The 21,792-nt window shown below is 69.3% G+C and carries 16 protein-coding genes; all 16 read left to right on the top strand.

What is annotated here, in order from left to right; genetic code table 11:
- Positions 1–38: 38 nt before the first annotated feature.
- The gene (locus tag OXU32_09765; protein MDE0074235.1) at positions 39–1,568 is read left to right on the top strand and encodes a TonB-dependent receptor; all 1,530 of its coding nucleotides are present in this window, start codon (positions 39–41) and stop codon (positions 1,566–1,568) included.
- A gap of 84 nt (positions 1,569–1,652) precedes the next feature.
- Positions 1,653–2,867: a RagB/SusD family nutrient uptake outer membrane protein gene (locus OXU32_09760; GenBank protein ID MDE0074234.1), complete on the top strand. Its 1,215-nt coding sequence runs from the start codon at positions 1,653–1,655 to the stop codon at positions 2,865–2,867.
- A gap of 314 nt (positions 2,868–3,181) precedes the next feature.
- Positions 3,182–4,858, top strand: coding sequence for a protein translocase subunit SecD (gene secD / locus OXU32_09755; protein ID MDE0074233.1), 1,677 nt, complete (start codon positions 3,182–3,184; stop codon positions 4,856–4,858).
- 20 nt (positions 4,859–4,878) lie between these two features.
- Positions 4,879–5,919: a protein translocase subunit SecF gene (gene secF, locus OXU32_09750; protein ID MDE0074232.1), complete on the top strand. Its 1,041-nt coding sequence runs from the start codon at positions 4,879–4,881 to the stop codon at positions 5,917–5,919.
- Positions 5,920–6,015: 96 nt separating this feature from the next.
- Positions 6,016–6,825: a TatD family hydrolase gene (locus OXU32_09745; GenBank protein MDE0074231.1), complete on the top strand. Its 810-nt coding sequence runs from the start codon at positions 6,016–6,018 to the stop codon at positions 6,823–6,825.
- Complete coding sequence (gene mutL, locus OXU32_09740) at positions 6,822–8,675, top strand: DNA mismatch repair endonuclease MutL (protein MDE0074230.1); 1,854 nt, start codon at positions 6,822–6,824, stop codon at positions 8,673–8,675. The genes OXU32_09745 and mutL overlap by 4 nt, the downstream gene beginning before the upstream one ends.
- Positions 8,662–9,624: a tRNA (adenosine(37)-N6)-dimethylallyltransferase MiaA gene (gene miaA / locus OXU32_09735; GenBank protein ID MDE0074229.1), complete on the top strand. Its 963-nt coding sequence runs from the start codon at positions 8,662–8,664 to the stop codon at positions 9,622–9,624. Before mutL ends, miaA begins: the two co-directional genes overlap by 14 nt.
- Complete coding sequence (locus OXU32_09730; protein MDE0074228.1) at positions 9,621–10,424, top strand: undecaprenyl-diphosphate phosphatase; 804 nt, start codon at positions 9,621–9,623, stop codon at positions 10,422–10,424. Before miaA ends, OXU32_09730 begins: the two co-directional genes overlap by 4 nt.
- Positions 10,425–10,435: 11 nt before the next feature.
- Complete coding sequence (locus OXU32_09725) at positions 10,436–11,260, top strand: biotin--[acetyl-CoA-carboxylase] ligase (GenBank protein ID MDE0074227.1); 825 nt, start codon at positions 10,436–10,438, stop codon at positions 11,258–11,260.
- Positions 11,261–11,283: 23 nt separating this feature from the next.
- Positions 11,284–12,069, top strand: a complete 786-nt coding sequence (locus OXU32_09720; GenBank protein ID MDE0074226.1) for a type III pantothenate kinase — start codon at positions 11,284–11,286, stop codon at positions 12,067–12,069.
- Between the two features lie 127 nt (positions 12,070–12,196).
- Entirely contained in the window at positions 12,197–13,387 is a 1,191-nt protein-coding gene (locus OXU32_09715; protein ID MDE0074225.1) for an Ig-like domain-containing protein, read from the top strand.
- Positions 13,388–13,464: 77 nt separating this feature from the next.
- Entirely contained in the window at positions 13,465–15,015 is a 1,551-nt protein-coding gene (locus OXU32_09710; GenBank protein MDE0074224.1) for a putative DNA binding domain-containing protein, read from the top strand.
- 27 nt (positions 15,016–15,042) lie between these two features.
- The gene (locus OXU32_09705; GenBank protein MDE0074223.1) at positions 15,043–16,224 is read left to right on the top strand and encodes a glycosyltransferase; all 1,182 of its coding nucleotides are present in this window, start codon (positions 15,043–15,045) and stop codon (positions 16,222–16,224) included.
- Positions 16,225–16,264: 40 nt separating this feature from the next.
- The gene (locus tag OXU32_09700; protein MDE0074222.1) at positions 16,265–19,501 is read left to right on the top strand and encodes an amidohydrolase family protein; all 3,237 of its coding nucleotides are present in this window, start codon (positions 16,265–16,267) and stop codon (positions 19,499–19,501) included.
- A gap of 195 nt (positions 19,502–19,696) precedes the next feature.
- Positions 19,697–20,008, top strand: a complete 312-nt coding sequence (gene groES, locus OXU32_09695; protein MDE0074221.1) for a co-chaperone GroES — start codon at positions 19,697–19,699, stop codon at positions 20,006–20,008.
- Between the two features lie 88 nt (positions 20,009–20,096).
- Entirely contained in the window at positions 20,097–21,740 is a 1,644-nt protein-coding gene (groL, locus tag OXU32_09690) for a chaperonin GroEL (protein ID MDE0074220.1), read from the top strand.
- Positions 21,741–21,792: the final 52 nt, after the last annotated feature.

The following is a 21,792-nucleotide window of genomic DNA, read 5'->3' as shown; positions in this document are numbered from 1 at the left end:
TCGCCTACGCCGGGCTCAGCTAGGGACGCAAGGACGTCATATACGACCGCGGACTTCAGTCCACGTTCGACTACAACGTCACGGCCAGCTTCGATCTCACCGCGGACATCACTTCGGCGACGTCCTTCGGAGCCCAGTACTTCACCAAGGAAAGCCTCACGCTTCTGTCGCGCGGGGACGAGCTTCCCAACTCGGCGGTTTCCACTGTGGGGGCGGCGGCGCGCACACGGGGTGACGAGGACTTCGTCGAGACCAAGAGCGCCGGGCTCTTCATCCAGGAGACGATCGGCTGGCGGGACCAGCTGTATGTGACCGCAGCGCTCCGCGGCGACGCCCACAGCGCCTTCGGGGAGACCTTCAACGCGGTCTACTATCCGAAGTTGAGCGCCTCGTGGGTGCTGAGCGACACCGACTTCTGGAACGTAGGCTTCGCCGAGAGCTTCCGCCTGCGCGCGGCGTGGGGCAAGTCCGGCCTGCAGCCGGACGCCTTCGCGGCGGTGCGCACCTATTCGCCGACCACCGGCCCCGGCGACGAGCCCGCCCTTCTGCCCGGCAACCTGGGCAACCCCGACCTCAAGCCCGAGGTCGGCACCGAACTCGAGCTGGGCTTCGACGCGGGTCTCTTCTCCGACCGCCTGGGCATCGAGTTCACGTACTACAACCAGACCACCCGCGACGCGATTCTGGCCGACCTGGTCGCGCCCTCGCTGGGTTTCCCGGGCTCCCGCTTCATCAACGTCGGAGAAGTCAACAACAAGGGCATCGAGCTCACCCTGAACACCCAGGTCATCCGGACTCCGGGCATGAGCTTCGACCTCGGGGCGACCGCCGCCTACAACGACAACCTGCTGGTCTCGCTCGGCGAAGGCCGGGAGCGCATCCAGGCCGACACCCGGGGCCGCTTCCAGCACCGCGTCGGGTATCCTCTCGGGGGGTACTGGAGCAAGTACATCGCTTCGGCCCGCTGGGACCCGAACAATCCGACACGGCTGATCGACGTCATGTGCGAGGGGCCGGACCCCTCCCGCGCGCCCACTCCTTGCTCCCAGGCGCCGTTCCACTATCTCGGGCCGCCCGGACCCGTCTGGCAGGGATCGTTCACCCAGTCCCTCGCGCTTCCCAACCTGGGACTCACGCTGAACGCGCTCTGGAACTACACCTGGGAGAGCCGGCGCTTCAGCACGACCACCTGGCAGCGCGACCGCAACACCCGCAACACCGAGCGCGCCCAGCTCTATCTCATGGGCACCCTTGACCCGATCCAGGCCGCGGAAATCCAGACCTTCGACATCGAGCACCCCTGGATGGAGAGGGACGATCACCTCCGCCTGCGCGAACTCTCCCTTACCTACGAGCTTCCCGGTGACTTCGTCGAAGGGTACGGCGTTTCCCGGGCCGCAATCACCCTGAGCGGGCGAAACATCTGGACCCCGTGGGTCCACGAGAGCTTCAGCCAGCCCGGGCTCGACCCCGAGACGCGCCGCACGCGGGACAATCCCTGGGGCTGGCAGCAGACCCAGGCGCCGCTCCCGCACAGCTTCCTCCTGTCCTTCAGGGTCAGGTTCTGATGGCCGCGTCTCGCGCGAAGCTCAATGCTCAATATGGAAACAAGGGAGGAATAGATGTCAGGCATATTTGATAATCGAAAGAAGATGAAGGGAGGACTTCTCTTCCTGTTGCTCACCCTCTTCCTGGGAGCGTGCGACCTGTCGGTGACGCTCCCCGGGGAAACGCCGGCCGACGCCCTGGACGATCCCTCGGCCGCGCCATTGCTCACCGTAAGCGCGCAGGGGGCCTTCGAGTGCGCCTACACACAGTACGCGCTGCTCTCCGGGCTGGTCTCGGGCGAGTTCATGGGTTCACAGACCTTCCTGGGCCAGGTCCCCTATCAGCGCAGGGACGTGCGTCCCCTGGATGCGTCGTTCGCCACCTCCGGATGCGGAAGTTCGACTTCGCTGCACACGCCGCTCGCGCAGGCCCGTTTCATCGCGGATGACGCCATCAACCGCATCAGCGGGTTCTCCGACGGCGACGTGCCGAACCGCTCGTCGCTCCTGGCCACCAACGCGCTCTACGCCGGCTACAGCTATACGACGTTCGCCGAGGGATGGTGCAGCGCGGCCTTCGATCTCGGGCCCGAACTGCAGCCCGCGGCAGTCTTCGAACTCGCCAAGGAGCGCTTCAGCATGGCCCTGGAGTCGCCGGATGCCGACATTCGCAACGCGGCGTACATGGGCCGGGCTCGAGCCCAGATGAGCCTGGGACAAACTGCGGGCGCGCTCGCCGACGCCCGCGCGGTTCCAGAGGGATTCGAGTTCTTCATCACCCGTTCCACCGCCGCGAGCGTGCGCGAGAACAAGGTTTTCAACCGCAATCACATCGAGCAGGCGGTCTCGGTGGACCCCGCCTTCTGGAACCTCGAGTGGGCAGGCATGCCCGATCCGAGGGTTCACGTAACGGATCAGGGGATTCTCGGGCAGGACGGGCTCACGCCGATGTGGTTCCAGCAGAAGTATACCAGCCGGGACGCGGAGATCCGGCTCGCCAGCTACACCGAAGCACGTCTGATCGTCGCCGAGGTGGAAGGGGGCGCGGCCGCCGTCGCCATCATCAACGAGCTGCTCGAGGAGGCGGGGCTGCCCGGCAACTTCGCGAGCATGAACGCGCAGGAGATCCAGGAGCAGGTGCAGGAGCAGCGCCGTCGCGAGCTCTTCGTGGAGGGACATCGCATGGCCGTGCTGCGCCGACTTGGCAGGATCACGCAGTTCACCAGCGGATCGCACCCCTACGTGGGCGACGCCTACGGCGGAATGGAGTGCTTCCCGCTGCCCGACACGGAACGGAACGGGAACCCTAACATCACCTGAGGAGGAAACCCGGACACGGCCTGCTCCGTATCCCGGACAGGTTCGCCGGTAGTCCCGGGCATCGCGTCCCGGGGCTTCCGGCCTGCCCGGGCTCGTCATCCGTTCTGGTGCCAGTGCGTCAGCGGCCGAAGGGGGCTTGCGCCCCCTCTCGCGCCGGTTCGCGTCAGATTGACACCGGTTTGGCGCTTGGCGAGCTTACATAGCTACCCATCCCGCTCGCGGGAAGGAGCCTCGAGGGTTCAGAGGAGGTCCCCCCGGGCGGTACGCGAGCCGGATCACACCCGCGAAACCCTCCCGGAGCCAGCGGTGGCACCATGCTGAAGTCTCTTCGTGGCCGGATCATCTTCATCGCCGTGATCCTCGGGATCTGCGGCTACTACATCTACGCCAACGGCCTGAAGCTGGGACTCGATCTGCAGGGCGGCATGCACCTGGTGGTCGAGATCGACGACCCGGACGGCACCCTCACCGACGAGGCGCGCGCCGACGCCATCGACCGCGCCGAGACGGTCCTGCGCACGCGCATCGACGAACTCGGGGTCGAGGAGCCGCTCATCCAGAAGGTGGGCAGCGACCGCATCATCGTCGAACTCGCGGGCATCAGCGACGAGAATCAGGCCAAGGACGTCATCCGGCGCGCCGCCTTCCTCGAGTTCAAGCTGGTGCGCTCGTGGGTGGATTTCGCCCCCGATCTTCCGCGCATCGACCGCGTGATCGTCGCAACCCTGGGGGCCGATTCGCTGAGCAGCCTTGGCCGCGACGTGCAGGCCCCGACATCCTCGATCGAGGAACTGCTCTTCGGCGCCGCGTCGGAAGAAGGAGATTCCGCGGCAGCCGAGGAAGGCGGAGCCGAGGCCGGGGAGGATGCCGCCGTGGATGCGGAGGGCGAGCAGGTCGCCCAGGATGACGCTGCCGAGGCCGCGGAGGACGATTCCGCCGTCTTGAGCCCGTTCACCGCGCTCCTCAACCAGGGCAGCGAGGACGGCGTCTACCTGGTGGCAGAAGAGGACGTGGAGGCGGCGGAGCTGTTCCTGAGCATCCCGGAGGTCCAGCGCGCCATGCCGCGCGACATTTCCCTCCAGTGGGGCATGGATCCCGTCGGCCTCACCGGCAGGATCTATCGCCAGCTGTATGTCCTGAACGAGGACGCCTTCATTACCGGCCAGATGCTCGAGAACGCGGTTTCCGCGCGCGATCAACAGTTCAATACGCCGCAGGTGCAGTTCGAGCTGTCCCGCCGGGGAGGCCGCCGCTTCGCCGAAGTGACCGGGCAGAACGTCGGCGAGTTCCTCGCCATCGTGCTCGACGGCGAGGTGGTGAGCGCCCCGGTCATCCGCGACCGCATCGGCGCGCGCGGTCAGATCGAGCTCGGCGGCTCGACCCTGCAGGAGGCGAGCGACCTCGCCCTGGTGCTGCGCGCCGGCGCCCTGCCCGCTCCGCTGCGCATCATGGAAGAGCGCACGGTCGGCCCCTCCCTCGGTCAGGACTCGGTGGACCAGGGGCGCATAGCCGGGATGATCGGTCTCGTTCTGGTGGTCCTGATCATGTGCACCTACTACCGCGTTGCCGGCATCCTCTCGGTGTTCGCACTGGGCGTGTACGTGGTCCTGGTGCTGGGCGGCCTGGCCATGTTCGGGGCGACGCTGACCGTGCCGGGCATCGCGGGGCTCATCCTCTCGGTCGGCATGGCGGTGGATGCCAACGTGCTCATCTTCGAACGCATCCGGGAGGAACTTGATGCCGGAAGGGCCGTGCGCACCGCGGTCGAGGACGGCTTCGGCAACGCCTTGTCGGCGATCGTGGACGCCAACCTCACGACCCTGATCACGGCGCTGATCCTGTTCCAGTTCGGCACCGGGCCCGTGCGCGGCTTCGCCGTCACGCTCTCCATCGGGATTCTGGCTTCCTTCTTCACCGCGCTCTACGTGACGCGCAGCTTTTTCTTCATGTACCTGTCCCGGAAGAGGGCCACGGATCCCATCAGCATCTGAATCGCGAGACCATCTGAATCATGAGACTCTTCGGAAACGCGCGATACCGCTTCATCGAGGCGCGCAGGAAGGCCTACGTCTTCTCGGCCGTGGTACTCGTCATCGCGCTGGCGTCGATGGTGGCGAACATTGTGGTCATCGGCAGCTGGCAGAACTACGGCGTGGACTTCACGGGCGGCTCGCTGGTGCAGGTGCGCTTCGACGAGACGATGGACGCCGCGGAGCTGCGGTCCGCGCTGGGCGGCGCCCAGGCCCCTCCAATCACCAGCATCGGCAACGAAGGAAACGAGTTCGTGATCCGCGCCCCGCTGGCCGAGGACCGGGAGGTGGAGGCGGTGGCGCTGGAGATACGCGGGCAGATCCAGGGCGCCTTCCCGAATAGCGATATCGAGGTGGTCCGCACCGAACTGGTTGGCCCCAAGATCGGCGCGGAACTCCAGCAGAAGGCGGCGCTCGCGATCCTGTTCTCGTTCGCACTGACCCTCATCTATCTGGCCATCCGCTTCGAATTCCGCTTCGGCGTGGCGGCTGTCATCGCGACCGTCCACGACAGCCTCATCACGCTGGGCTTCCTGGCGCTCTTCCGGGTCGAGATCGCACTTCCGACGGTGGCGGCCATTCTGACCATCATCGGGTATTCGCTCAACGACACGATCGTAGTATTCGACCGGGTGCGGGAGAACCTGAACGCGAAGGGCGGCCGCCGCGAGGACCCGGTGGCGCTCGTCAACCGGTCGATCAACGAGACCCTTCCGAGGACGGTGCTCACCTCCGGCACGACGCTCGGGGTGCTGATGGCTCTGCTCATCTTCGGGGGCGCGGTGATCCGCGACTTCACCACCGTGTTGATTCTCGGGGTCCTGGTCGGGACCTACTCCTCGATCTTCGTCGCCTCGCCGGCGCTGCTGGAGATCCAGAGGCGCTGGGGCACGAAGGATCTGGTCGAAGCGCAGCGCGGAGGCCCGAGAGGGCCGGTGGGCAGAACCCCGCCGTCTCGGCGGCCCGGGAAGAGAAAGAAGCGAGGCAGGAAAGGGCGGAAGGTCGCTGGCGCTCGCGCCTGAGCCGGCGAGGCCGGGCCTGCGGATGTGCCGGCCACCATATCCCGGATTCCCGGCCCTGCGTGTGCAGTCGCAAGGCCCGCCGGGTCCACGACCACGATGCTGTTCGAATCCCACTGCCATCTGACCGACCGGCGCTTCGACGCCGACCGGGTCGAGACCATCGAGCGGGCGCGCGCCGCCGGGGTGGGGGCGATCGTCTCCATCGCATCCTCGGTGACGGACGCGGAGCGGGTGGCGGAGCTCACGCGGGCGCACCGGCTGGTGTGGGGGACGGCGGGCGTACATCCCCACGAGGCGGGACGGGCCGGCCCGGACGACGTGCGGCGGGTGGCGGAACTGCTGGATGCCTCCTCGCGCCTTGTCGCGGTCGGCGAGACCGGCCTGGACTACCACTACGACTTCTGTCCGCGCGACCGCCAGCGCGACCTGTTCCGCGCCCATGCCCGCCTGGCAGCCGAGACCGGGCTGCCGCTGGTGGTGCACTCGCGGTCGGCGGATGACGACACCCGCGCGGTGATCGATGAGTTCAGGGGCGCGGCACGAGGGGTGCTCCACTGCTTCACCGGCGGGATGCGGCTGCTCGAAGAAGCGCTCGACGCCGGCTGGCACATCTCGTTCACCGGGCTCGTCACCTTCAGGAACTTCGACGGCCAGGAAGCTCTGCGGGCGGTGCCCTCGGACCGTCTCATGATCGAGACCGACTCGCCCTACCTGGCGCCCGTGCCGCATCGGGGCCGGCGCAACGAGCCCGCCTGGGTGGCGCGGGTGCGGGACGGCGTGGCGGATGTGCGGGGTGAGAGCCCGGAAGAGGTGGAGCGCTACACCGCCCGCAACGCCCTCCGATTCTTCGGCCTGCAACCCGCGCAAGCAGAGGGCCGCGTCGAGCACTCGTCGGCCGCGCAGTGACGCCGCCCGCCCGCCCCATCCAGGTGCTTCCGGACTCGGTGGCGAACCAGATCGCCGCCGGCGAGGTCGTCGAGCGTCCGGCGTCGGTCGTGAAGGAGCTTGTCGAGAATGCCCTGGACGCCGGCGCCGCGCACATCCGGGTCGAGGTGGAGCGGGGCGGGAGGCAGCGCATCCGCGTGATCGACGACGGGGCCGGCATGGGGCGCCAGGATGCGATCATGTGCCTCGAGCGCCACGCCACCAGCAAGATCACGAACGCCCGCGAGCTGCGCGGGGTCGCGAGCTTCGGATTCCGCGGCGAGGCGCTGCCCTCGATCGCGGCGGTAACGCGGCTGACGCTCGAGACCTGCGACGAGTCGCGCGCGGGCACCCGCATTCGGGCGACCGGCGGGACCATCACCAGCGTCGACGATCACGCGCGCGCCCGCGGCACCACCCTGGAGGCGGCCAACCTCTTCTTCAACGCGCCCGCGCGCAGACGCTTTCTGAAGAGCGGATCCGCGGAAACCCGGGTGGTGGCCGCCGAACTCACGTCGCTCGCCCTGGCCCATCCCGAGGTCGCGTTCACCCTCACCTCCGACGGGCGCACGCTGATTGATCTGCCGGCAGACCCCGGCCCCGCGCGCCGGGTCGGCCGGCTGTGGGGCAGAGACGCCCGCGCCTCCATGTTCGGGTTCGCGGGGACGGGGAAGGTCGGCCGGGTTGGCGGCCTCCTCCAGCGCCCCGACCAGGCACGTCCCGGCCCGCGCCGCACCTACCTTTTCGTGGGCGGCCGACCGTTCCGGGACAAGGGCCTGAGGGACACGGTACGCCGGGCCTACCGCACCACCATTCGGGAGGCCGTGCGCCCCTGGTTCTTTCTCTACCTCGACCTCCCTGCCGGTGAGGTCGACGTGAACGTGCACCCGGCCAAGCTGGAGGTGCGCTTCCGCGACCGGACCGCTGTGGAAGGCTTCATCGAGGACGAAATCCGGCGCGCGCTCGCGGGTGAGGAAAGCGCCGCCACGCTCGACGCTCCCGGCGAGTCCCACGACACGGCTTCGGGCGCGCAGAACCCGGCGCCGGAATCGAGCCCGTCCTCCGCTCCGCCGGTTGGCGATGGCGCAGGCACGGCCAGGGTGCGCGAGTCGGCGAAGTACGCTCCCGGGACGGCGGACCGGTCGTCCGACCCATCCTCCGAATCCGCCAAAGCGCAGATCGCGCTCTTCGCCAGCGGGGCGCCCGCGGCCGCCGATGCAGCCAGGCCGCTCGCTCCGGCCGAGGAAGTTCCCGTGGAACCCGCGCGCCTCTGGCAGCTTCACGGGACCTACATCCTCGTCGAAGTGCGCGGTGGGATGATGATGATCGACCAGCACTCCGCCCACGAACGCATCCTCTTCCAGGAGCTGATGGAGGCCTTCGGCAAGGGCGGGCAGCCCGGCCAGCGCCTGCTGTTCCCGATCACCCTGACCCTGCCGCCGGCCGAATACCAGCACGTCGAGCCGCTGTTTGGCATGTTCGCCCGGGCGGGCTTCGAGGTCGACGGGTTCGGGGGCAACTCGATCATCGTGCACGCGGTTCCGAACCCGCATCCATACTTCGACGCCGAGCGGTGTCTGCGCGAGATGATCGGCGAGCTGACCCACGGCTCGGAACTGGTGCGCGCCGCCCGCAACCAGCACGAGCGCATCGCGATGACCTTCGCCTGCAAGGGCGCCATCAAGGCCGGCCGGGAGCTGGCGCAGGAGGAGATGCGGGAGTTGATCGATCGGCTCTTCGCCACCGATCTCCCGCATCACGACGTGCATGGGCGTCCGACCGCCGTGCGCCTGTCCCTGTCGGAGCTGGAGCGCCGCTTTGGCCGCACCTGAGTTCCTCGCCATCATCGGCGCGACCACCACGGGCAAGACCGCGCTCTCGCTGGCGGTCGCCGAGGCGCTGGACGGCGAGGTGATCTCCATGGACTCGCGACAGATCTACCGCGGCATGGATATCGGCACCGACAAGGTGGCCGGCGGCATCCGCGCCCGCATCCCGCATCACGGCGTCGACATCCGGGATCCGGACGAATCCTACAGCGCCGGCGAGTTTGCCCGCGACGCCGTCCGCTGGATGAGCCGAATCCGCGCGCGCGGCCGGGTGCCGGTACTGGCGGGAGGCACCGGCTTCTTTCTGAAGGCTCTCGTGGAACCCCTCTTCGAGGAGCCGAAACTGGACCCGGGTCGGGTGGCGCGCCTGCGCCGTTTCCTTGCGCAGCGCGGGCTGGAAGAGCTGGAGCGCTGGGTGCGCGTGCTGGATCCGGAACGAGCCCGGCTAGCAGTCGCGGGCGGGATCCAGCGCATCGAGCGCACCCTCGAAGTGACCCTGCTCACGGGCCGCCCGCTGTCGTGGTGGCACCGAACCGCGCAGGCGAACGCTCCGGCCGCCGAGGGCATGGTCGTGGTGCTGGAACTTCCGCGCGACGAACTCTACGGCCGGATCAACGAGCGCGTGAGCACGATGGCCGAGCGGGGAATGATCGAAGAAGTCCGAGTCCTCGCGGCTCGCGGCTACGGGGCGGACGATCCCGGGATGTCCGGCACAGGCTATCGCGAGATCCTCGGACACCTGGAGGGACGTCTTGGCCTCGAGGAGGCTCTGGACGCGACCCGGCGCGCAACCCGTGGCTACGCCCGCCGGCAGCTCACCTGGTTCCGCAACCAGTTGCCCCCGGACGCAGTCAGAATCGATGGCCTGAAGCCGCTTGAAACTCAATGCGCCGAGGTGCTGGGGGCCTGGCGGGCGCGGGGCGGCGCCGGCCGTGAGACGCGGGACCGGTGAGCGTCTGGGAAGCCGTCCTGCTGGGTGTGGTCCAGGGGTTGACCGAGTTCCTCCCGGTCTCCAGTTCAGGGCACCTGGTCGTCGGCCAGGCGCTGCTCGGAATCGAACTTCCCGGTGTTGCCTTCGAGGTCGCCGTGCACTTCGCGACGCTGGTGTCGGTGCTGGTCGCATACCGGCGGCGCGTGGGTGCGCTCATCCTCGGGTCGGTCCGGCTGGACCCCGGGACGTGGCGCTACATCGGGCTCATCGCCCTCGCCAACGTGCCGGCGGCAGCGGTCTATTTTCTCCTGGGGGATGTCGTGGAGGCGGCGTTCGAGACGCCGGCCGCGGCGGGCGTGGCGTTCCTGGTCACGGGCGGGGTGCTGTGGAGCGCACGCGCGGCGATGCGGCGCGCGACGCCGCAGCCTGCACCGTTCCCGGGCGCGCGCGGGCTGGGCGTCGCGATGCTCATCGGGGTCGCCCAGGCATTCGCGCTCCTTCCGGGCATCTCGCGCTCGGGTTCCACTGTGGTGGCGGCCCTCTGGCTGGGCGTCGAGTCCGACGACGCGGCCGAGTTCTCGTTCCTGATGTCTGTGCCCGCCATACTCGGAGCCGCCCTCCTTCAGCTCGTGGACGCCGGGGCCACGGCGCCGGCCCTCGGCACCGCGCCGCTCGCATTCGGGGCGGTGGCGGCCGCCACGACCGGTCTGGTTGCCATCAGGATCTTCCTGGCCGCGCTGCGCGCCCGTTCGTTCCACCGCTTCGCCCCGTACCCCTGGGTTCTGGGGCTGCTCTTCCTCGGGTACCTGTGGATCGGGTAGGCGGCGGAGCCATGCGTGGCGGCAGGCCGGTCCGGCGTTCCGGCGACCGCGGCTCCCGGATCTGGCAGGGCGAACCGGTCGCCCGCTGGGCGGAGCGGTGGGGCTTGCCGCTCCTCGAAGTGCACCGCCGCCTCGGCTCGACCAACGACCGCGCCCGCCGCATCGCGCGCGGGGGCGCGCCAACGTTTTCGGTGGTCATCGCTGACGAACAGACCCGGGGGCGGGGGCGGGAAGGGCGGCGTTGGCTGTCGCCGCCCGGCTCCGGGCTGTGGATGACCGTGGTGCTCGCGAGGCGCCCATCCGGACATCCCATCGTCCCGCTCCTGGTCGGAATCGCGGCCGCGCGCGCGATCGAGGAAGTCTGTCCGGACTTGCGGGCGGAGATCGAGTGGCCGAACGATCTTGTCGTGGCGGGCCGCAAGGTCGGCGGCATCCTGTGCGAATCATGGGACGACGGTGCCGGGGGCCGGGGCATGGCGATCGGAACGGGCATCAATACCTCGCAGCGCGCGGCGGACTTCCCGCCGGAACTCCGCGGCCGCGCCGGGTCGCTGTGCATGATGAGCGCAACCTCCCTGTCGAGGCCCGCCCTGGCGGGTGCGCTGCTCGCGCGGATGCGGGAGCTGTTGACCCCGGAAGCGGCCCGGCTCGAGGGAGCGCTGCACCGGGAGCTCACCTGGCGCGATGCCTTCGGGGGCCGCGGCGTCGTTCTGGGGAGCGGCGAGACCGGAACGGCCCGCGGGATCAGCTCGGCGGGGGCGCTCCTTTTCGAGGAATCCGGAGGCGCGAGGCGCGAGATTCGTTCCGGCAGCGTGAGGCTGTTGCCGGATCCGTAGGCATCCACCCGAGGAACCACGACATGCATCTGGTAATGGATGTGGGCAATACCGAAACCGTGCTCGCGCTCTTCGTCCCCGGCGAGGAAGGGGTCGCGGGCCGCTGGCGGGTGAGCACCCACGTGCCGCGCACCCCCGACGAATACGTGCTGCTGCTCGGCGCGCTCCTCCGCTCGGACGGCTGCGATCCCGGCGCCCTGACCCGCGTGGTGCTGGGCTCGGTGGTCCCCTCCGCCTCCGATGTCCTGCGGGAAGCCGCGGCCCGGCTTGGTTCCGCGGAGCTGGTGGTCATCGACGCGTCCACACCCCTGCCCATCGTCCTCGACGTGGAGGAGCCGCGCACCGTGGGCGCCGACCGCGTCGCCAACACCATGGCCGCTTCCCGGCTCTTCGGGCGCGACTGCATCGTCGTCGACCTGGGCACCGCCACCACTTACGACTGCATCACCGCCGATGGCCGCTTCCAGGGGGGTGTCATCGCGCCGGGCCTCATGTCCGGCAAGGAGTGGCTCGCGGCCCGGACCGCCAAGCTTCCGCCCGTGGAGTTCATTCCCCCGAAGCGGGTGATCGGCAAACGCACCGAATCCTGCATCCACTCCGGCATCTTCTTCACCACCATGGACGCGATCGCGGGGATGATCGAGCGAGTTCGAGCGGAATGGGACGCTGCCGATCCCATGGTCGTGGGCACCGGCGGCTTCTCTCCGCTGGTGGCGAAGCACGTGCCCGCCTTCGACCACGTGGACCCGCTGCTCACGCTGATCGGGCTGGAGCTGGCGGGCGAGTATGTGGCGGAACACTCGGGGTAGCGCTGATCTGACGGAGCATCCATGTAGCCCGGCGCGAACCGGAGCCGCACGAAGCCCGACTTGCGGGGGTATGCATGGTGGCACGACCCACGACCCCGAGCCCGTCCTGTAACCGGGAGAGAAGGCCATGAGGAGACCTGAGCCGTGGCGGGCCGCGCCCGCTCGCACCGTTGCATGGCCCACCCTGGCGCTGGCTCTGATCGTCGCCTGCGTCGGCGATGACGAGGCGGCGCCGACCGGGCCTCCGGAGCCTCCCGTCGCCACAACCGTCAGCATCTCGCCGGCCGCCCTCGACTTCTCCTCATTCGGCGAGACGCTCCAGTTGACTGCGGCCGTCGTCGACCAGAACAGCCAGACGATGGCGGGGGCGCCCGTCAGCTGGACGACCAGCGACAACTCGGTAGCGAGCGTGAGCGCCGGTGGACTGGTCACCGCGGTTGCGAACGGAAGCGCCACCGTCACGGCCACCTCCGGCAGCGCGGCCGGTACCGCCTCCGTCACCGTCGCCCAGCGGACGGCACGCGTCGGCGTCTCACCGGCTTCCGTGGAATTCTTGTCCCTCGGCGATTCCCTGCAGCTCACAGCCGCGCCGTTCGACGCGAACGACAATGCCGTCGAAGACGCAACCGTTGCTTGGTCCTCGGGAGACGAGGCCGTCGCCACGGTCGATTCCAGCGGCCTGGTCACCGCGGCCGGAAACGGCACTGCGAGCATCACCGCTCAAGCGGGCGCCGCGAGTGGGGCCGCCGCGGTCACCGTCTCGCAGGTGATGGTCGAGATGGACGTGGTGCCGGCCGCAACGACGCTCTTCTCGCTCGGCGATACCATCCGCCTGGTCACGAGCGGTGTGGACGCCAACGGCCACCCCGGCCCGGCCATGGCCGTAAGCTGGGTTTCCCAAAACGACGCCGTCGTGACGGTCGATGCGATGGGGCTGATCACCGCGGTGCGCACCGGCAGCACGGACGTGTTCGCGACCGCCGCGGAGCTGCTCGATTCCGCGGGCGTCACCGTCGCGCAGCTTGCGACGGAGGTGCGCGTCACCCCGGAGGTCGACACCCTAGCGGTCGGCGACATGCTACGCCTGACCGCCGTCGCGCTCGACGCGAACGGACATGAGGTCGAAGACACCGACTATCTCTGGTCGACATCCAACCCGACGGCGGCGACGGTGGACGACACCGGCCTGGTGACGGCCGTGGGGCCGGGAACCGGAAACATCAAGGCCCAAGCGACCCGCGGGGGCGCGAACTACGTCGGCACCGCGACCATCACGGTGCTCGGGTCATCGGCTGGGGGAAGCGGCGCGGACCCTTGACAACGCCGTCCGCGCGCGCAAGCCCTTAGAGCCATCATGATACAAGTGAGCATACAGGATGTGATGTCCCGGCGGGCGTGCCCGGGACAGCTGGCTTCCCGTTGACGCGGCAGGAGCTCCTCGACCTGATCGCCGGCGGCGAGAGCCCCGAGGTCGAGTTCCAACGTTCGCTCGGGCGAGACTTCGGCAGGGAGCTGTGCGCGTTCGCGAACGGAGACGGTGGGATCGTCCTGCTCGGGGTGTCCAAGTCCGGGGAGGTGGTGGGCGTAGGGAACCACCGCCGGACGCGCGTCAAGGTGCTCACCGTTGCCCGGTCGGGGGACCCGCCGATCGTGGTGGAGGTCGAGAGCGTGGGCGAAGTGATGCGCGTGACCGTCCCGCCCCAGAAGAACAAGCCCTATTCCATCGGATGGCGCGCCTTCGTGCGCGAGGGGAGCAGCAGCAGGCGACTGACGAATGCGGAGATCAAGGATCTCTACTACGCCGTCGGACGCGCTCACTTCGACAAGGAGCCCTGTGAGGCTTTTTCGATGGAGGCTCATCTCAAGGCCGACGTCTGGGAGCGGTTCATCGGTCGGGTGAAGATTCCGGAAGCCATGCACGCGATGCTGGCGCTGCGCAACCTCGGCCTCGTCGACAACGAGGACCGGATGACGTACGCCGGCGCGTGGCTGCTCGCCCGGGACATCCGCCAGTTCACCGAGCGCGCGCACGTATCCTGTGCTCTCTTTCGGGGGACCGAGGAGGCGGGAAGCCTCGAACGGCAGGACTTTCACGGCTCGCTGCCCGACATCGCGGACGAAGTGCTGGCGTGGGTTCTGCGCAGAATCGACGTCCAGTTCACGATCTGGCGTGAAGACGCCAGGCGCCGTCCCGAGCTCCCCGAAGAGGCCTTGCGCGAGGCGCTCGCGAACGCGATCGCCCACCGTGACTACCGTTCCCGCAACCACGTGCAGGTACGTGTCTTCAAGGACCGCGTGGTGATCGCCAGCCCCGGAGGGCTGCCCGAGGGCATGAACGAGGGCGATCTGGGAACCAGGAGCGTTCCCCGCAATCCGCTGCTCTACAGCATGCTCGCCCGCATGGGCCTGGTTGGAGGAATGGGCACCGGCATCCAGCGCATGAAGTCGCTCTGCCGGGAGTACGGGGTCCTGGAGCCTCGGATCGAGTCTTCCGGAACCGAAGTCACCACAAGCTTCCGGCGCCCGCCCGCCATCCGGCTCCAGCCCTCGGGCATCGACGACGACGACTTCGCCGCCATGCAGGCAAGCCTGTTCAACCCGCAGGATGCAGGGACGAAAGGCCCTGACCGACACACGGATCCCACGCCGGTTTGGGAGCGCATGACCACGGTCCAGGTCAGGGATCTGGTACGAGTTCTGGATCGCGATCGATCCCGGGTGCAGATTCTCCAGCGCCTCGGCCTCAGGAACCGGAGCAACCTGGTGGTCAACTACCTGCGGCCGGCGCTCGACGCCGGGCTCATCGAGATGACGATCCCGGACAAGCCCACGAGCGGCAGACAGAGGTATCGGCTCACTCCCATGGGGCGTGAGTTGCGGCTGGCGCTGAAAGAAGACGCGCGCGCCCGCGGCGCCGGCGGATCCGCCTCTCCTGGCCCTGATTGACGAGAAGCCCGGGCGACATTGACCGCCATGCTCATCGTCGCCGCCGCCACCCTGGCTGTCTGGGTGGCCATGACGCTCGTAACCCTGTACAGCTACCGGCACGTCGCCCGCCTCGAACGGATCGGAGACGCCCGCGACGGCGATCCGCCTCTCCCCCGGCTGTCGGTGGTGGTGGCCGCCCGGAACGAGGAAGCGCGCGTGGAACAGGCGCTCACGTCGCTGCTCGCCCTCGACTATCCGGACTACGAGGTCATCTTCGTCGACGACCGTTCGCAGGACCGCACCGGCGAGATCGCGGATCGGCTGAGCGCGCAAGACGACCGCCTCAGGGTGCTCCACGTCGAGGAATTGCCCGCGGGATGGTTCGGGAAGAACCACGCGTCCTGGCGCGGGGCGCTGGCGGCCAGGGGGGACCTGCTTCTCTTTACCGACGGGGACGTGGTGTTCGGCCGCGAGGCGGTGAGGCGCGGGGTGCGCCATCTCCTGAGAAGCAGGCTGGACCATGTCGCCGTCCTGCCCGCGCTGGAGATGCGAAGTCCCATGCTGCAGGCCTGCATGATCGTGTTCCACTGGGGCGCGCACGTCACGGCGAGGCTGTGGCAGGTTCGCGACCCACGGAGCACGGCCTCTTTCGGCGTGGGTGCCTACAACCTGTTCCGGACGGACTCCTACCGCGCCATCGGAGGACACAGGCAGGTGGCCCTGCGTCCCGACGAGGACTATCAACTGGGCCGACTGGTGAAGCTGACCGGCCACCGTTCGGACCTCGTCCGGGCCGAATCCAGCGTGCGGTGCGAGTGGTATCCGGACGTCCGGAGTCTGATCCGGGGGACGGAGAAGAACCTCTTCGCGTTCAGGGACTACCGGATCGCGGCCGTCCTCGTGCAGACGGCCGGACTGCTGTGGACCGGGATTGCGCCCGTCGTGCTGGGTATCGCGCTCGTCCCCGTGGACGCTTTCGTCGCTGCGCTGTTCGCCGCTTCCGCGATGATTGCCTGGGGGTTCGCCATATGCATCGCCAGAGTTTCCCGCTTCCGCTGGTGGAGCGGACTGGCGCTTCCGGTGGCCAGTGCGGTCATCGCCTGGAGTTGGTGGCGCTCCATGATCGTCACACTCCGGGGACGCCTGGCCTGGGGAGGTCCTGCGGTTCCATTGTCCGAGCTGCGCGCGGCCCGCGTGCGGGCGATGGACGAACGTGGAAATGCGTGAGTATCATTGAAGCCGGCGATGATTCAGCCAGGAGAATATAGTGTCGAGATACCTTGCCGTCGTGGTTGCGATCGGTTGCGCCGCCGGGGCCGCTCACGTCCCGGCCGGTGCGCAGACCCCGTCCGCGGGCGACCCCGCGAGAACGATCGAGGTCACGATTTCGGAGGGCACCAACGTGGCCGTCGCCCTCTCGCCGGACGAGAGCACGCTCGCGCTCGATTTGTTGGGCCGCATCTGGGTGATGCCCGCCATCGGGGGAGCCGCAACGGCCCTCACCGATCCCGTGGGGGATGCGCGCCAGCCGGCATGGTCGCCGGACGGAAGCCGCATCGCCTTCCAGGCGTATTGGGACGGCAACTACCACATCTGGAGCGTGGGCACGGACGGGACGGAGTTGCGCCAGCACACGCGCGGCCGGTTCGACCACCGCGAGCCGCACTGGTCGCCGGACGGCGGCCGCCTCGCGTTTTCGTCGGACCGGGGCGGGAGCTACGACGTGTGGGTGACGGGACTGGACGGCGGGGGACTCGAGCGCCTGACGGACTGGCCCGGCAACGAATACGGGCCCGCGTTTTCTCCGGATGGCGGGGAGGTCGCCTTCGCGGCGGATGGGGATCGGTCCGGGATCTGGGTGACCGAAAGCGGGGGACCCGGGGTCGTGGCCGGAGACGGCGGGCCGCGAAGGGTCGCGGAAGGGGATGGGGGTGAGTTGAATGCGCCTTCGTGGAGCACGGACGGCGGGACGCTCTCGTTCAACTCGATAGGGGAAGGGCGGTCGCGCCTGTACGCGGTGGCGGTGAGCGGAGGCGAACCGCGTACCCTTACCGGCGAGGAAGAGGATGTCTTTCCGTTCCGGGCATCATGGACGGCGGACGGGGATCTGTACCATACCGGGGACGGGCTGGTGCGGTGGCGCCGGGGCGACGGCAGCGGCCGGCGGGACGTGGCGTTCTCGGCAACGGTGGCTCTGGACCGGACCGGCTACCCGAGGCGGCCGCGCGATCTGCGGGCGTCCGGCCCGTTCCAGGTGCGCGGCATCGTATCGCCGGCGGTCTCGCCCGACGGGACGCAGGTGGCGTTTTCCGCGCTGGGCGACCTCTGGCTGCACACCATCGGCGGGGAAGCGGCGCGCCTCACCGACGATCCCTGGATCGAGGCCGATCCCGCGTGGTCGCCCGATGGCGGCCGCCTGGCGTTCGCCTCCGACCGGGACGGGTCGCTCGACCTGTACGTGCGCGACCTCGGGGCGGGGAGCGACCGCCGGGTGACCGAGGGCGCCGCCGCCACCATGCCGGCCTGGTCGCCGGACGGGAGCCGTATCGCCTTCGTGGGATCGGCGGCCGGGACGGCGGTGCAGGTGGTCGATCTGGCGACCGGGACGGTGGAGACGCTGCGTGCCGGGTTGAACGGGGCGGGGCGGCCCTCCTGGTCGCCCGACGGCGCCTCCGTGCTGGTCTCCGCGCTCTCGCCCTACTCGGGGCGCTTCCGGGAGGGCGTGAACCGAGCGCTGGTGGTGCCCGCCCGCCCGCTCCGCACCGCGGACGCGGCCGGGATGCCCGGAGCCGACGCTCTTCCGGTTCCGAGCGGAGGGGCGCGTGCGTCCACCGCGGGTGAACCTGACCGGGTCGCCGAGCGCGGGTTGCGCACGGCCACCACCACGGTGCCCGCCCTCCCCGTCCCCCGCGGCCACGGCCACACCCACGATCTGCCCGCCTGGGTGGGCGGCGACCCGGAGCCGGCCGCCTCGCCCGCCAACCCCTTCCAGGCCGCCGACCGCTACCTCGACCTGCCCCTGCACGGGTCGGTCGGCAGCCGCGCCAACGACGGCCCGGCGTGGTCGCCCGACGGCCGCCATGTCGCCTACATCTCCGACGGCGTGCTCTGGACGGTCGCCATGACCCCCGAGGGCGAGACCGCCGACCTCCCCCGCCGCCTCACCAACGAGGCCGCCGACGATCCCTCCTGGACCGGCGACTCGCGCTCTCTCGTCTACCTGAGCGACGACCGCCTGCGCCGCATCGACGTGCTCACCGGCGCCGCCGAGGACATCACGCCCACCCTCGCCTGGACGCGCCCGGCGCCTCCGGCCTCGGTGCTGGTTCGCGCCGGCGCCCTCTTCGACGGCCGTTCCGAGACGCTCCGCCGCGACGTGGACATCGTCATCGAGGACGGCGTCATCACCGAGGTGGCCGACCGCGACCCCGCGCGCACCGCCGACCGGGTCGTGGACGCCGCCGGGCAGGTGGTCATGCCCGGCCTGATCGAGATGCACACCCACGGCGGCCTCGCCGACGGGGAGGCCAAGGGGCGGCTCTGGCTCTCGTGGGGGGTGACCGCCACCCGCTGCCCCGCCTGTGACGGCTACGAACTCACCGAAGCCAAGGAGGCCGGCGAGTCCGGCCGGCGCATCGCGCCGCGCATCTTCGGGACCGGCGGCACCATCGACGGCAGCCGCATCTACTATCCCAACGCGCCCGCCCTGGGCGCGAGCGCGCAGGTCGAGCTGCAGATGGGGCGCGCCGCCACCCTCGGCCACGACATGATCAAGACCTACGTACGCCTCTCGGACCCGGTGCAGCGCCGGGCCATCGCCGAGGCGCATGCCCTCGGGATCCCGGTCAGCTCGCACGAACTTTATCCGGCGGTCGCGTACGGAGGCGACGGGGTCGAGCACGTGCGCGGCACCAGCCGGCGCGGCTACTCGACCAAGGTCTCCGAGACCAACGGGATCTATGCGGACGCGGTCGATCTCCTGGCCGCCTCGGGCATGACCCTCACGCCCACGGTCGGCATCTACGGGGGGTATGGCCTGCTCGCCGCCGAGGCGCCCGACCTCTTCGACGACCCGCGCGTCGAGACCTTCTTCCCGGACGCGTCCGCCAGCGCGCGCATCCCTCCCGATCTGGCCCTGGCGCGCCGCATGGTCGAACGCATGTCCTCTCTCCCGCGCAGGGTGCACGAGGGCGGGGGCCGGGTGATCATGGGCACCGACTCGCCCATCATCCCGCGCGGCCTCAGCCTGCACGCCGAGATGGAGATCCTGGTCCGATACGGCCGCATGCGTCCCGTCGACATCCTGCGTGCCACCACGTCGGAGTCGGGCGACGCCCTCGGGTACGAGGGACGCCTCGGCGTGGTCACCCCCGGTGCCTTCGCCGACCTGATCGTCCTCGACGAGGATCCCCTGCAGGACATCGCCGCGACCCGCTCCGTGCACACGGTCATCCTGGGCGGAGTCGTGCATACGCTGGAGGAGCTGCTCCGGCCTCCCGAATAACGCCGCGTCGCCTCTCGGGGCGGAACCTGTCCAGCCCGGTGTCCCGGCGCTCTCCGGAAGGGTTGACATCCGTTATCCCCAGGGTACCTTTCTGGCCGTTAGCACTCCTTGGCGTCGAGTGCTAACAAACGCTCGCGCCGGAGATCCGGCCGGAAAGACCTGTATTCGGACCACCATCCACAGGAGAACCCACGCATGGCAACGAGTGCAGCGAACAGAATCAAGCCGCTCGCCGACCGGGTCGTCGTCCAGGCGGCCGAGGAGACGGAGCAGACCCGCGGCGGCCTCTACATCCCGGACACCGCCCAGAAGGAGAAGCCCCAGCAGGGCACCGTGCTCGCGGTCGGCCCCGGCAAGCTCTCCGACGACGGCACGCGCATCGCGGCCGACGTCTCCGTCGGCGACACCGTCCTGTACGGCAAGTACAGCGGCACCGAGGTCACGGTGGACGACGAGGAGTTGCTCATCCTCCGCGAGTCGGACATCCTCGCCATCATCACCGACTGACCGCTTCCCCCGAGAAACCGAACGGCAACACGACGGGCCGGTGGCGGCCGGGCGCCGCCCGCGGCTCTAAACAGAGGAGAAACAAAGCATGGCAGCCAAGGATCTCAGATTCGAAGTGGATGCCCGCACGCGCCTCAAGGCCGGCGTCGACAAGCTGGCCAGGGCCGTGAAGGTCACCCTGGGCCCCAAGGGCCGCAACGTAGTGCTCGACCGCAAGTTCGGCTCCCCGCAGGTCACCAAGGACGGCGTGTCGGTGGCGAAGGAAGTCGAGCTCGAGGACGGCGTCGAGAACATGGGCGCGCAGATGGTGAAGGAGGTCGCCACCAAGACCTCCGACGTCGCCGGTGACGGTACCACCACCGCCACTGTGCTCGCTCAGTCCATCTTCGGCGAGGGGCTCAAGAACGTCACCGCCGGCACCAACCCCATGGGCATCCGGCGCGGCATCGAGCAGGCCGTCGGGTCCGTGGTGCGCGAGCTCGAGGGTCTCTCCGTCGAGACCCAGGGCAAGCGCGAGATTTCCCAGGTCGGCTCCATCTCCGCCAACAACGACAACGAGATCGGCGCGTTGATCGCCGACGCGATGGAGAAGGTGGGCAAGGACGGCGTGATCACGGTCGAGGAGGCGCGCGGCCTCAAGACGACGCTCGACACCGTCGAGGGCATGCAGTTCGACCGCGGCTACCTGTCGCCCTACTTCGTCACCGATCCGGAGCGGATGGAAGCAGTGATGGACGACCCCATGATCCTCATCCACGACAAGAAGATCTCGTCGATGAAGGACCTCCTGCCGATCCTCGAGAAGGTCGCGCAGATGGGCAAGCCCCTCCTGATCATCGCCGAGGACGTCGAAGGCGAGGCGCTGGCCACGCTGGTCGTGAACAAGCTGCGCGGAACGCTCAAGGTGTGCGCGGTCAAGGCGCCCGGCTTCGGCGACCGGCGCAAGGCCATGCTGCAGGACATCTCGATCCTGACCGGCGGCCAGGTGATCTCCGAGGAAGTCGGCTTCAAGCTCGAGAACGCCGTCTCCTCCGACCTCGGCAGCGCCAAGCGGGTGGTGATCGACAAGGACAACACCACGGTGATCGACGGGGCCGGGATGGCCGACCAGATCAAGGGCCGCATCGACGAGATCAAGGTGGCCATCGACAAGTCCACCTCCGACTACGACACCGAGAAGCTGCAGGAGCGGCTGGCGAAGCTGGCCGGCGGCGTGGCGGTCATCCATGTGGGCGCGGCCACCGAGACCGAGATGAAGGAGCGCAAGGCTCTGGTGGAGGACGCGCTGCACGCGACCCGCGCGGCCGTCGAGGAAGGCATCGTCCCCGGTGGCGGCGTGGCGCTGCTGAGGGCCCAGGGCGCGCTCAACGGCCTCGAGCTCGAGCGGCACGACGAGCAGGTGGGCGTGCAGATCCTGCGCCGGGCGCTCGAGGAGCCACTCCGGCAGATCGCGGAGAACGCGGGCGCCGAGGGCTCGATCGTGGTCGAGCACATCCGGCGGCACGAGAACACCAACTGGGGCTACAACGCCCAGACCGACACCTACGAGGACCTGGTGAAGGCGGGCGTGATCGATCCCACCAAGGTGGTGCGCACGGCGCTGCAGAACGCCGCTTCGATCGCGGGCCTGATGCTGACCACCGAGGCCGTGGTGGTCGAGCAGCCCGAAGAGGAGAAGGCGCCCGCCGGTGCCGGCGCCGGCATGGAGGGCATGGGCGGAGGCATGTACTAGCCTTCGACCCGCGCGGCCGGCCCCTGGTCCGGCCCGACACACGGGAGCCCGG

The sequence above is a fragment of the Gammaproteobacteria bacterium genome, from assembly GCA_028819075.1.
Taxonomy (GTDB): domain Bacteria; phylum Gemmatimonadota; class Gemmatimonadetes; order Longimicrobiales; family Gaopeijiaceae; genus BD2-11.
This window is presented reverse-complemented; position numbering and strand designations above follow the sequence as displayed.

Coding starts and splice junctions, on each gene's coding strand:
- OXU32_09760 (MDE0074234.1), top strand. CDS start 1,653: ATGAAGGGAGGACTTCTCTTCCTGTTGCTCACCCTCTTCCTGGGAGCG.
- secF (MDE0074232.1), top strand. CDS start 4,879: ATGAGACTCTTCGGAAACGCGCGATACCGCTTCATCGAGGCGCGCAGG.
- groL (MDE0074220.1), top strand. CDS start 20,097: ATGGCAGCCAAGGATCTCAGATTCGAAGTGGATGCCCGCACGCGCCTC.
- OXU32_09745 (MDE0074231.1), top strand. CDS start 6,016: ATGCTGTTCGAATCCCACTGCCATCTGACCGACCGGCGCTTCGACGCC.
- OXU32_09725 (MDE0074227.1), top strand. CDS start 10,436: ATGCGTGGCGGCAGGCCGGTCCGGCGTTCCGGCGACCGCGGCTCCCGG.
- OXU32_09705 (MDE0074223.1), top strand. CDS start 15,043: ATGCTCATCGTCGCCGCCGCCACCCTGGCTGTCTGGGTGGCCATGACG.
- groES (MDE0074221.1), top strand. CDS start 19,697: ATGGCAACGAGTGCAGCGAACAGAATCAAGCCGCTCGCCGACCGGGTC.
- OXU32_09715 (MDE0074225.1), top strand. CDS start 12,197: ATGAGGAGACCTGAGCCGTGGCGGGCCGCGCCCGCTCGCACCGTTGCA.
- OXU32_09720 (MDE0074226.1), top strand. CDS start 11,284: ATGCATCTGGTAATGGATGTGGGCAATACCGAAACCGTGCTCGCGCTC.
- secD (MDE0074233.1), top strand. CDS start 3,182: ATGCTGAAGTCTCTTCGTGGCCGGATCATCTTCATCGCCGTGATCCTC.